9 protein-coding genes are annotated in these 12,928 nt (G+C 41.8%); 7 read left to right on the forward strand and 2 right to left on the reverse strand.

Annotation, left to right across the window (positions count from 1 at the left end; all coding sequences use genetic code 11):
• Positions 1-7 precede the first annotated feature (7 nt).
• Both sfsA and tsaD read right to left on the reverse strand, forming a co-directional pair.
• Positions 8-700 (reverse strand): DNA/RNA nuclease SfsA, encoded by a 693-nt coding sequence (gene sfsA / locus LH29_RS19710; RefSeq protein ID WP_045033005.1) that lies wholly within the window; start codon positions 698-700, stop codon positions 8-10.
• Positions 701-727: 27 nt separating this feature from the next.
• Positions 728-1,756: a tRNA (adenosine(37)-N6)-threonylcarbamoyltransferase complex transferase subunit TsaD gene (tsaD, locus tag LH29_RS19715; RefSeq protein WP_045033006.1), complete on the reverse strand. Its 1,029-nt coding sequence runs from the start codon at positions 1,754-1,756 to the stop codon at positions 728-730.
• Between the two features lie 183 nt (positions 1,757-1,939).
• Here tsaD and LH29_RS19720 point away from each other — a divergent pair, with 183 nt between their 5' ends.
• From LH29_RS19720 to LH29_RS19750, 7 genes are all read left to right on the forward strand, one after another.
• Entirely contained in the window at positions 1,940-6,310 is a 4,371-nt protein-coding gene (locus LH29_RS19720) for a translocation/assembly module TamB domain-containing protein (protein ID WP_157493770.1), read from the forward strand.
• Positions 6,311-6,452: 142 nt separating this feature from the next.
• The gene (nhaD, locus tag LH29_RS19725; protein ID WP_045033008.1) at positions 6,453-7,832 is read left to right on the forward strand and encodes a sodium:proton antiporter NhaD; all 1,380 of its coding nucleotides are present in this window, start codon (positions 6,453-6,455) and stop codon (positions 7,830-7,832) included.
• 151 nt (positions 7,833-7,983) lie between these two features.
• Positions 7,984-8,676 (forward strand): MotA/TolQ/ExbB proton channel family protein, encoded by a 693-nt coding sequence (locus LH29_RS19730; RefSeq protein ID WP_082063869.1) that lies wholly within the window; start codon positions 7,984-7,986, stop codon positions 8,674-8,676.
• A gap of 10 nt (positions 8,677-8,686) precedes the next feature.
• The gene (locus LH29_RS19735) at positions 8,687-9,094 is read left to right on the forward strand and encodes an ExbD/TolR family protein (protein ID WP_045033010.1); all 408 of its coding nucleotides are present in this window, start codon (positions 8,687-8,689) and stop codon (positions 9,092-9,094) included.
• An 8-nt stretch (positions 9,095-9,102) separates the two neighbouring features.
• Complete coding sequence (gene tolA / locus LH29_RS19740) at positions 9,103-10,188, forward strand: cell envelope integrity protein TolA (RefSeq protein WP_045033011.1); 1,086 nt, start codon at positions 9,103-9,105, stop codon at positions 10,186-10,188.
• 165 nt (positions 10,189-10,353) lie between these two features.
• Positions 10,354-11,277, forward strand: a complete 924-nt coding sequence (locus tag LH29_RS19745) for a YitT family protein (RefSeq protein WP_045033012.1) — start codon at positions 10,354-10,356, stop codon at positions 11,275-11,277.
• 136 nt (positions 11,278-11,413) lie between these two features.
• Entirely contained in the window at positions 11,414-12,877 is a 1,464-nt protein-coding gene (locus LH29_RS19750) for a sodium/proline symporter (RefSeq protein WP_045033013.1), read from the forward strand.
• The last annotated feature ends 51 nt before the right edge of the window (positions 12,878-12,928 follow it).

Raw genomic sequence — 12,928 nt, forward strand, 5'->3', positions numbered from 1 at the left:
GGCTTTTTTATAGCTCAAAAGGTAGTTTCTTGCTCAATGTAATTTCCGAAGGCGATACTTTTGCCTGCATCGGAAAAATCTCAACACCGGCCGAGTGAGCCTGTTTTAACAAGCGGGCATACGCCGGATCGATTTCTTTGGCAGGGGCAAATAGCTGCACATCGCTGCGCTGAATAATATAAAGCATAACAGCGCGCATTCCCTGATTCTTAACATCGATTAGTGTCTTCAAATGTTTTTGCCCACGTGTGGTAACCGCATCCGGAAACAGGGCGTATTCATTCAGTTTCATCGAAACGTTTTTTACTTCCACAAAACATTTCTCTTGGTCATTCTCCGCATAAACATCAAAACGCGAATCGCCAAATTTGACTTCGCGCTTAACAGTCGTGTATCCGTCAAGTCCCGGGATTTCTCCGTTTAAAAGGGCTTCGTACGCCAACTTATTTGGGTTGCCGGTATTAATACCTACCCAGTCGCCGTTTATTTTGATCATTTCCCAGGTAAACTTTGTTTTACGTTTTGGGTCGTCAACCGGAGTTAAGTACACCTCTGCCCCATTTTCAAGGCAACTTTTCATCGACCCGGAATTGGTGCAATGCGCCACAACAATTTCACCTGTATCCAACTCAATATCAGCTAAAAATCGTTTATAACGTTTTATCAGCTTTCCATGAACCAGTTCTTTTTCAAATTTCAAAACGAGTATTTTCTTTAGAAATGGAGTTTACAATTGAGTTCGTGCAAAAGGAACGGCATCCTGCCCCGCAAATTCTTTATTCAGGTATTTGTAATAGCCGGTAATGGCAATCATGGCAGCATTATCCATGGTGTATTCAAACTTTGGAATAATCAGGTTCCAGCGGTGCTTTTTGGCATTGTCCTGCAAAGCATTGCGAAGCCCTGAATTAGCTGATACACCACCGGCAACCGTAATTTCGTTAACTCCTGTTTCACGGGCAGCACGTTTCAATTTGCTCAGCAGAATCTCAATAATGGTATGCTGCAACGACGCACAAAGATCGGCCAGGTTTTCTTCCACAAAGTTTTCATTCACTTTCAGGTTGTCGCGCAAAAAGTAAAGGAAGTTGGTTTTTAAACCACTAAAACTGTAGTCCAGGCCCGGAATCCGCGGACGCGAAAACTCAAAACGGTGCGGATCGCCATCCTTCGCCAAACGATCCACATGCGGACCTCCCGGATAAGGCAAGCCCATAACTTTTGCACATTTATCAAAAGCTTCGCCGGCCGCATCATCTATGGTTTGCCCAATCACTTCCATATCCAGATAATCGCGAACAAGAATAATTTGCGAATTACCACCGGAAACCAACAAACACAGAAACGGAAATTTCGGCGGGTTAAATTCTACTCCATTTTCTTTGATAAACAGAGCCAGCACATGTCCTTGCAGGTGGTTCACCTCTATCAACGGAATTTTCGATGCCAGCGAAAAACCCTTTGCAAACGAAGTACCTACCAGCAACGATCCCAACAAGCCCGGGCCACGGGTAAAAGCCACAGCCGAAATTTCTTCACGGTTAATTTCTGCACGCTTCATGGCCAGGTCAACCACCGGGATGATATTTTGCTGATGTGCACGCGAGGCCAACTCGGGTACTACCCCGCCATACTCTTCATGTACTTTCTGTGAAGCCACCACATTCGACAGTATTTCTCCATCGCGAATGATGGCAGCAGAAGTATCGTCGCACGACGATTCGATACCCATTATTATAATTCCTTTCTCAGCCATAAAAATCTTCCCTTTTTTACCTTATTAAAACACGATAAACGGTGCCGGGTTTATATCTTTGCACTTATTAAAAATAAATAGTTAACAAAACGCGCTATCCTTTTCATTTTTATTGATTGAAATGGATTATGTTCGTTCTAAATTTGCAAAACTATTAAAAAAGGCTGGAAAATACTCATTGTTTTGCTGGCAGCATTTATAATGTTGTTGGGTGGTGCTTTTGTGCTTATTCAAAACAGTTGGGTGCAAACACAGATCACTCGAAAAATAGCCAAAAATCTTTCGAAAGATTTACATACCAACATTACGATTGGCAAAGTTGATATCGGCTTTTTTAAACGCTTAACACTAAAAGATGTTTTAATTGAAGACCAGCATGGTGATACGCTGATTTACAGCGAGCAAATTAAAGCGCGGATTGATACCTTAAAAATTAAACACAAACAGGTTGTTTTAAAAGATCTTGATTTTGAAAATAACCGAATATACGTTGCGAAAGACACTGCCGATGTTTTCAATTTTGGTTTTCTGATAGAAGAATTTGGGGCCAATCCTGAAAAGGACACCCTAAATCCATGGACCTTTGCATGCAGTGCGTTTAATTTTAAGGACATGCAAATTAGGTATGTAGTAAACGAAAACGTAAGCCACCCGATTATAGATACTCGTAATTTAAACCTGAAAGTTTCTAACTTTTACTCATTCCGTGATTCGATTGCATTTCGGATTGAAGATTTAAGCGTTGATGCCGGCCCCAACTTACATTTAAAGCAGGCTGCTGCCAACATTACAAACGTAGGAAAAGTACTCACCGTTGAAAATTTTAACATGGTTAGTAACCATTCGTCGCTTACCAACACCAACATGCGTTTTCAGTTTTACAGCGCCAGAGACTCAATGAACCGTAGCTTCGACATGGACATTCAAATTGCCGACTCAGAAATTGGCATGCAGGAAATCGGAGCTCTTATTCCTTCGCTTAAAGGAATGCGCGAAAGAATAAAACTTTCGGGAATTATTTATGGCAGCCTTAACGACCTGAAGGGGAAGAACCTTTACCTGCAAACGGCTAATGAAACCAATGCCTTGCTCGACTTTTATGTGAACGATCTGCTTGATCCGGCCAATATGTACCTGTTTCTCGATTTAAAAAATTCAAATACAACGTTTGAGGATATCAGCAGTATACGCCTCCCCAATAGTGCGGCAAATAGTTACATTCGTTTTCCTGAAAGTTTTTACGAGGCTGGCCAACTGCGGTTTAAAGGTAACTTTAGTGGGTTCTTATCCGATTTTGTAACCTTCGGTACGCTCGAAAGCGAAATGGGCACATTAACAACCGATATATTGGTTATGCCCGAAAAAGAAGGACAGATTTATTATCGGGGAAATCTTTCAACGGTAAACTTCCATCTCGGAGAACTTTTTAAACTCGAACAGCTGGGAGAAATTACCTTACAAGGATCGGCCGACGGACAATTCAACAAAACCACCGAGGCTGTTTCGGGTATTTTTAAAGGTACTATCGACAGTATTGAATACAACAACTATAACTACCGGCATCTGTCGATTGATGGAATTTTGCGCGAAAAGATGTTTGATGGTTTGCTCGAAATTCAGGATCCGAACCTCGATTTCACCTTTATTGGAGAACTTGATTTAAATAATAAAATTCCGCGTTTCGATTTCAACATGAATCTGCGACACGCATACACCGGTAACCTGAACTTTACACAAAACTTTCCGGCAACAAACATGTCATTTCAGATGGAAGCCAACTTTACAGGTGATAGAATTGACAATATTGACGGGATGATCTCGGTGAAAGAAGGTTATTACAGCAACCGAAACGGCGAGGTAAACCTCCAAGGCATCGAATTTCGCGCCAATCAGGAAGATGGTAAGAATAAACTTCGAATCGAATCTGATTTTATGGATGCTGAAATTCTGGGCAGTTATAACTTCAAAAGCCTAAAAAACAATTTCTTCCAATTGGTAAACCACTATGTACCGGCTGCGCGAATACCGGTAGATTCATCAACAGCCAACTCCAATAATTTCGATTATAACATTAATGCAAAAGACATAAACCCGCTGGTAAAAATATTTGTACCGGGACTGGAATTTGAAGGGCCGTTTTTGTTGTACGGAAAAATAAATGCCCCCAGGAAAATTCTTAGTTTAAACGGCAGTATTCCGGGAATAAAATATAACGATAACTGGGCGCGCGATGTTTACATTGGTAACAACACCTTGAATGGCCTTTATAACTCCAAATTCAGAATTGGAGAATTGTACCAGCGCAATGGACTTATGCTGTATAATTTTACGGTTGACAGCAAGATAGCCAACAATGTGCTCGACAATGTAATATCGTGGAGTAATTTCGATGAACTAACCTACAGCGGTGCGATTCGAACGCAATCAAAATTTTCGTATTCCGACTCCACACAAATGCGCCACATCGATATTTACAGTCAACCATCGCAAATCTATGTCGCCGACACACTGTGGTCGGTAAATCCGTTTTATGCCAGCGTCGATTCAACTTCTATACAAGTAAAAGGGTTTAAAATTCAACATGCCAACCAGGTTTTCGCGATTGATGGCAGTGTTACCAGCAGAAAAGCAGATGTTGTTCGGCTTGAAATGGAAAACATTGACCTGACCTACCTGGATCAGTATTTCAACAAAAAGATTGATTTGGATGGAAAAATAAACGGATATTTTGGATTCTCACGCCTGTTTGACGAACCTGTAATTTTATCAGATTTAAAAATCGACAGTCTTTCGTACAAAAACGAATACATGGGAAATATATCCCTGTCCAGTAAGTGGAACCAGGCCAATTCTGCCATCGATTCGGAGTTAAAAGTAACCCGAAACAACAAAACAAACTTTCACGCTGCCGGCTCCTACACCCCTTCGGCAGGAGATTTGGATTTTGATATAGAAGTTGACAGTGCTTCGTTATTGATTTTGTCGGCTTTTATGCGCGAGAACTTTTCCAATTTCCAGGGCGTAGCATCAGGCAAAGTAAATCTTGGCGGAAATGTAAAAGGTATCCTTCTAAATGGTGCGCTTTATGGCTCTAATGCCGGTGTTACCATCGATGCGACAAAGGTTCCGTATCATTTTTCCGATTCGGTTTATTTTAAGGATAGAAGCATAATTTTCGATAATATCACGGTTTTCGACGACCAGAACAATTTTGCCATTTTTGATGGGGAAATTACGCAGCAGAACTTTCAGAACATGACTTACAATCTGAATTTTCAGTCGAATAAAATAAAAGCACTAAATACCACTCAAAAAGACAATGAACAGTTTTATGGTGTGGTAATGGCCAACGGAGGTATCGAAATTGAAGGACAGGCAACCCGTGTTAATCTAACTTGTTTCGGAACCACTTTACCCGGCACTGATATTAAAATATCGATGGAAAGCCAGAGTGAGCTTAAACAATACGATTTCTTGGAATTTGTAAAACCGGATGAAGAAAAGGAAGAATCGGGATTTTTCACCAACAGATCGAACCGAGATGCCGGAGGTTTTAACTTAAGTATTACCGTTGAAGCCACTCCCGATGCTCAGGTTCAGCTCATCTACAATTCGCAGATCGGAGATGTTATTCATGCCAAAGGCGAAGGAATTTTGCTTTTTGAAATGGACAATGAAGGCAACATGAGTCTTTCAGGAAATTATAATCCAACCGAAGGCGACTACCTGTTCACCCTGCAAAATGTAATGAACAAACGCTTTTCAATTGAACCGGGAGGCTCAATACTTTGGTCGGGCGATCCATACAATGCTGTTGTCGATCTGCAGGCTATATACAAACTAAAAGCTTCGTTGTACGACCTGCTAAGTGCCTACCAAAACACTTCGCAAACCAATCGTGTACAGGTTGAATGTGTTATTAATCTTCAGGACGAACTGATTAATCCAACCATTGGATTCGACATCAATTTCCCGAATATTGAAGAACCACTGCGAGAAGAGTTGCAACAATTCTTTAAAACCGAGGAGGAAATGAACAAACAAATCCTTTCGTTAATCGTTCTCGGAAAATTTTACACGCCCGAATATCTGCGTGGTACTTTCGAAGCGCAAAATCCAAATATGATCGGTACCACCGCCAGCGAGGTATTCTCGAACCAACTAAGTAACTGGCTTTCGCAAATCGATGAAGACTGGGATATTGGTATTAATTACCGCCCCGGCAACCAGGTTACCAACGATGAAATTGAGCTGGCACTAAGTACCCAGATTTTTAACGACCGGGTTACATTGAACGGAAATATTGGAAATAATACGAACCAATACGGAAGCAATAACAATAGTAGCCAAATTGTTGGCGACTTTGAAATGAGTGTAAAACTTGTGCGTAGCGGAAAAATCCTGTTCAAAGTGTACAACCGCTCGAATAACAACCTGATTTACGACACCGCTCCTTATACGCAGGGAATTGGTTTGTCGTTTAAAGAGGAATACAATTCAATTGATGAGTTGATTGTAAAATTTGGCAAACTCTTTAAAAAGAAAGAGAACTAGTGTTCACTTTTTCCGGCAAATAAAAAGACTTGTTTTATAATATAAATCATAAAAAAAACTGACCAATTTTCTTTGCAGATATATTACTTAAGATAATTTTGCAGTTCTTAAAAGCTAAAACTTATACCTAAAATAATTTACTATGTTTATATTAATGGTTGTTGTATTTGTTCTGGGCTATGTTGCCATAGCGCTTGAGCATCCTCTTAAAGTCGATAAAGCAGCATCGGCTTTAATTATTGGCACATTATGCTGGGTTGTTTATGTTCTCGGTGCCGAAGGCATTTTGCACCTTGGCTTCAGTCCCACCTGGGAGGCATTCCTCGCAGCTCATCCCGATTCGCACGGATTACATGCTGCGCATGAGTTTATTGTTGAATCGGAAATCATCCATCATTTAGGCGAAATCAGTGAAATTTTGTTCTTCCTGCTTGGTGCAATGACCATTGTTGAAGTGGTTGATCAGCACGAAGGATTTAAGATTATTACCGACAAAATAAAAACCACCAATAAAGTAAAACTACTTTGGATTTTAAGTTTACTTACGTTCTTTATGTCGGCATTGCTCGATAACCTTACTACAACAATCGTTCTTGTAGCATTGCTTCGTAAACTGATCGACGACAAACAAACCCGATGGTTTTTTGCCAGTATGGTAGTTTTGGCTGCCAATGCCGGTGGTGCATGGTCGCCAATTGGCGATGTTACCACAATTATGTTGTGGATTGGCGGACAGGTAACAGCCGGTAACATCATTGTAAATGTTATTCTGCCAAGTTTGGTGTGCATGGTAGTTCCGTTGGCCATTCTTTCGGTTACCATGAAGGGAAATGTTCAACGTCCGGCAATCGACGAAGATGAAGTAGAATACAGTACCGAAAAAGAACGAATTCTGTTCCTGGTTTTGGGCGTATGCGGCTTGTTATTCGTTCCGGTATTTAAAACCCTTACCCACTTGCCTCCATATATGGGAATGTTACTTTCGTTAGGTATTTTGTGGGTTGTGGGCGAAGTTGTGCACAAAGACAAACCAAAAGAAATTAAAGATAAACTAAAAGTTACTGCCGTAATTCAGCGTGTTGATGTTCCAACCGTGTTGTTTTTCCTCGGAATCCTTTCAGCAGTTGCGGCTTTGCAATCAGCAGGTCACTTAAATATCCTGGCCACATACCTTGACGATAAACTGGGGAACATTTACCTGATCGACCTTGCCATTGGTGTGCTGTCGTCGGTGGTTGACAACGTTCCGTTGGTTGCTGGTGCCATGGGTATGTACCCGATTGCCGATGCAGGGGCCGCTGGTTACCAGGCTGCCTTTGTTCAGGACGGAGCCTTTTGGGAATTCCTGGCCTACACAGCCGGTACCGGTGGCAGTATGTTAATTATTGGCTCGGCTGCAGGTGTTGCCGCAATGGGATTGGAAAAGATCGATTTTATCTGGTACCTGAAAAAAATCAGCTGGCTGGCGTTAATTGGCTACCTGTCAGGTGCTGCAGTATACTTTGTGATGTTTGGTCTGTAAACTATCAAAAAACAGTTGTTCATAACTCTGTAAGATACAACTGACAGAGCAAACAAAACGGTTAAAATATTACTTATTTTAGCGAGGTATAATATTTAAGGTTATACCTCGTTTTTTTATTTTAAGAATTGTAAATAATAATTGGATAAACATGTTTAACATATTAATGATTCAGACTGATCTTCCACAAGAGTTGGAAGCTATAGCGACCGAGCCGGAAGGCATTTCAACAAAATTTATAGATCTTGCTATGAAGGGTGGATGGATTATGATTCCGATTTTATTTTTGTCGGTAGTAGCCGTTTACATCTTTTTCGACCGCTATTTTGCCATAAAAAAAGCCGGTAGATTTGATTCAAGTTTGCTTGAAAAAGTAAAAGTTTATATCACTTCAGGAAAAATAGATTCTGCGGTGGCACTGTGCCGCAGCAACCCAAATCCGGCATCGCGTATGTTGGAAAAAGGAATCAGCCGAATTGGCCGGCCGTTAACCGACGTAAATGCAGCCATCGAAAACGTGGGTAACCTCGAGATTTCGAAACTGGAAAAAGGACTTCCGGTGCTGGCATCGGTAGCCGGTGGAGCTCCGATGATCGGATTTCTTGGCACGGTTATGGGAATGATTCAGGCATTTTACGATATGTCGAACGCCGGAAACAATATTGACGTTACACTGCTTTCAACCGGTATTTACCAGGCAATGGTAACTACAGTTGCCGGATTGATTGTAGGTATCATTGCCTACTTCGCCTACAATATTCTTGTATCGAATGTGGAGAAAGTGGTTTTTAAAATGGAAGCTACCACTTCTGAATTTATGGATCTGTTAAACGAACCGGCATAACCTGTAGTAAATGGCACTAAAAAAGAGAAATAAAGTAAACGCTTCATTTAGCATGTCGTCGATGACCGACATCGTATTTCTGTTGCTTATTTTCTTTATGGTTACCTCTACCCTGATTGCGCCAAATGCTTTAAAATTGTTGCTTCCGCAAAGTAACAATCAAACAGCTGCCAAGCCGATCACAACCATATCGATTACATCCGATTTGAAATACTATATCAACGACGATAACAAGCTGCAAAGTGTAAAATTTGGCGAGATAGAGCCGTTTCTTACCAATAAGTTTGGTTCGGGTAACGACGATATTTTTATTTCGTTACATGCCGATCAATCTGTTCCGGTTAACGAAGTGGTAAAAATAATGAACATTGCACGCCGAAATAAGTATAAAATGATACTGGCAACATCGGCTGAATAGACGAAAGAATGATAGAAAGAGAGGAATATAGCGAAAAGAAAAAGGGGCTTGTCGGAACGATTGTATTTCATACAATTGTACTGATATTATTGCTTGTACTTGGCTTTTTCACGCCACTTCCTCTGCCTGGAGAAGAAGGAATTCTGGTTAATTTCGGAAATTCAGAAAATGGATTGGGCGACCGCGAACCAAGTCCGGCACGCCGACAACAACAAACCCCTCCTCCACCTCCACAAACGGCGCAAAAACAATCAACGCCCCCACCGGCCAAACAAACACCTCCGCCTCCGGTGAAAACTTCAGAACCGGAACCCGCCGAGGAAGTTGCAATGACGCAGGACTACGAAAAAACAGTAGCCATTGAAGCGGCCGAGAAAAAGAAAAAAGAGGAAGAGCGCAAACGTCAGCAAGAGCTGGATGAAAAACGACGTAAAGAACAGGAAGAAATAGACCGCAAAAACGCTGAAGAAACAGAACGAAAGCGTTTGGCTGAAATTGAGCGCAAAAAACAGGAAGAAATAGAACGCCAACAACGCGAAGAGGCAGAAAGAATTGCCCGCGAGGAAGCCGAACGCAAAGCACATGAAGAAGCTGAGCGCCAACGTAAGCTGGAAGAACAACGAAAAATTTCAGAGATAAACTCCAGAACTCAGGGAGCTTTTGCCAACAGTGGCTCCGGAAGCGGCGGCACCGGCAACAGCGACGGAAAAAGCCAGGGAGCAACATGGCCCGGTGGAAATCAGGGCAAAACAACCGGCGATCCGAATGCAACAAATTATGGCGACGGTGGCAGTGGCGCCGGAAACCAGGGATCGGGAGCTGGTATTTCATTCGATCTTGGCGGACGTTCAGCAATTTCCTTACCTAAACCTGAATATCCGGGCAACGATGCCGGAATTGTGGTGGTAAAAGTTATCGTTGACAAAAACGGAAGAGTTACTTCGGCCGAGCCGGGAGCACGTGGTACAACCATTGCCAATAAAGCATTTTGGGACGAAGCCAAACAGGCAGCATTAAAAGCCAAATTTAATGTCGATCAAAATGCAGCTGCATTCCAGCAGGGAACTATTTCGTACCGTTTCAGACTTGATTAGGACTAAGTCTCGAGCTAAGAGTGCCTAGTTACCAGCATCGAGAATCCAATATCCAGTATCAAGGATCAAGCATCCGGAATCCAGTAACCATCATCAATCTTTGCTGACAATTATCTGTTTTTTAATCCATTAAAATTGTGTTCTTTTGCGAAAAATTTCAGTACAATGGCATTTCTGACAAAAGACAAAATTTTCAGTAAAAAGTGGATCCAGGACAATCTGCTTTTAGTTTCGGGCTCCTTTATTTTAGCCGCCGCTTTTGTATTTTTTGTTACACCACATAAAATCGTTCCGGGTGGCGTTTATGGTATCGCCATTGTTGTGCACTACCTAACCGAAGGCGTTTTCTCCTTTTGGCCCGACGGAATTCCGGTGGGTACCTTTGCGCTGATGATTGATATTCCACTGATTATTGCCGGAATTAAAATTCTTGGTCCCCGCTTTGGCATAAAAACGATTACGGGATCGGTGTTAACCGCTGTTTTTACCGACCTGTTAACCATGTTGCGCCCGGATGCCAAGTTACCTCTAGTGGATGATATACTTTTATCGTGCCTTTTTGGCGGCGTATTAATGGGATTTGGACTTGGCTTGATTTTTAAGTCGCGTGCTACCTCCGGCGGATCGGATATTATTGCCATGATCATCGCTAAATACACCCACCTACAGATTGGCCGATTGATGATCTATGTTGATTCGGTGATCGTATTTTTTGGTTTGCTCGCATTCCGCGACTGGGCTATCCCACTCTATTCGCTAATTGTAATTTACATTTGCGGAAAACTGATCGATACCGCACTTGAAGGCGCCAATTACAACAAAGCACTTCTGATTGTTTCGCGGAAACATGCAGAAATAAAAGAAAAGTTATTGGTTGATTTAGAGCGTGGAGGAACGTATCTGAATGGCGAAGGTATGTTTACCGGCGAGCAAAAAAAGATTATTTATACCGTTGTGAGTCGCCGCGAAGTTGCCATCCTTCAGGAATTTATCAGTAAAATCGATCCTGATGCATTTATTACGGTTATGGATACCAAAGAGATACTCGGTGAAGGGTTCCAGAGCTTAAATCAAAAAGTTAACAATTAGAGTATTTTCAACACTAATCTCCCACTCCTTTTTCAAAATCATAATCAAAAAGGTTTTGACGCATTAAGTTTTGCGAACAATTGCTACAGTTCATTTTCTTTTTATCTTTGGTGGCTTCATAACAATTCTACAAAAAATGATTATAGTTTTTGTTGCCTACCTGGTTATTTTAATTGGTATTGTAGCGTATTCGGCACGTCGTTCAAAAACGAACAACGACTTTGTTCTTGGTGGTAAAAAAATCTCCGGTTTTTCACTGGCTTTATCAGAACGTGCAACGGGCGAATCGGCCTGGTTACTTTTAGGTTTAACAGGTCATGCCTACGCAGAAGGAATGGCATCGTTGTGGGTGGCCTTAGGATGTGTAAGCGGTATTCTGTTTTTATGGATATTTCTGGCCGAACCACTGCAAAAACTTACTGATAAAACAGGTGCTTTAACGGTTCCAAGTTTGTTCTCAGCCAAATTTAAAGGTACCCAACGTAGTTTCGGAATTCTCTCATCCCTAATTATTATATTCTTTTTTGTACTGTACATTGCAGCCCAATTCAGTGGTGCTGGTAAAATATTCAACGATACCTTTAAAATCGATCCTTTCTGGGGGATGGTTATTGGCTCAGCTCTGGTAACTTTATATACCATGTTGGGTGGATTTATAACCGTTGTTGCCACCGATGCTTTTCAGGCAGTTCTGATGGTGGTTACCTGTGTTGTGCTGCCCATTATCGCACTCGGTATTGCAGCAGCGAACAATATTCACGTGGCCGAAGCCATTTCGCAGGCGAATTATCTTGTACCTCGAAACATTGATTCGGTAAAACAAGCCACCGGCGGTTTGCTTGTTTTAAACGGATTAAGCTGGGCATTTGGTTATACAGGCCAGCCACAATTGCTTACACGTATGATGGCCATGCGTAGCCAGAAAGAAACCCAGCAAAGCCGGGTGCTGGCAATTATCTGGACACTTTTAGCTTATGTTGGCGCTTTTATGATCGGGATTATTGGTTACCAGTTGGTACAAAATGGCATTTTAGGAGATGCAGCGGCTTCGGTAGCCGCCGATTCGGAAAAAATTATGCCCATAATGGTGATGACACTTCTGAATCCGATTCTGGCCGGAATATTGTTGTCGGGAGCCGTTTCAGCAATGATGTCAACAGCATCTTCGCAACTAATGGTCGTATCATCGTCGATGACCGAGGATTTCTATCTGCACATTACCAAAAAGCAGATTGAAGAAAGGCGAATGCTGTTTCTGAATAAAATACTTACGCTTGCCGTGGGACTGGTAGGTTTTGTTTTGGCCATCACTATGGAAGATACGGTTTACGGACTGGTTTCATACGCATGGAGCGGAATTGGAGCTTCATTTGGGCCCGCGATTGTTTTACTCATTTTCTGGAAGAAACTTTCGAGAGCCGGCGTTTTTGCCAGTTTAATTACCGGTACGCTATCGGCGGTAATATGGAAAACCTGGCTGGTTGATGCTACTGGAATATCAGAACGTCTGGCCAGTTATCTGCTGGCATTTTCAATGGCTGTTTTGTTTAGTTTTATTTTCCCTGAAAAAGAAAAATGGTCGGAGCCAAAAGGAATTTAACAATCTTAACGATTTTTAATTTTGACGCAGTAAAAATAGACCTTATTCATT

The organism is Draconibacterium sediminis, assembly GCF_000949475.1.
Classification (GTDB): Bacteria; Bacteroidota; Bacteroidia; order Bacteroidales; family Prolixibacteraceae; genus Draconibacterium; species Draconibacterium sediminis.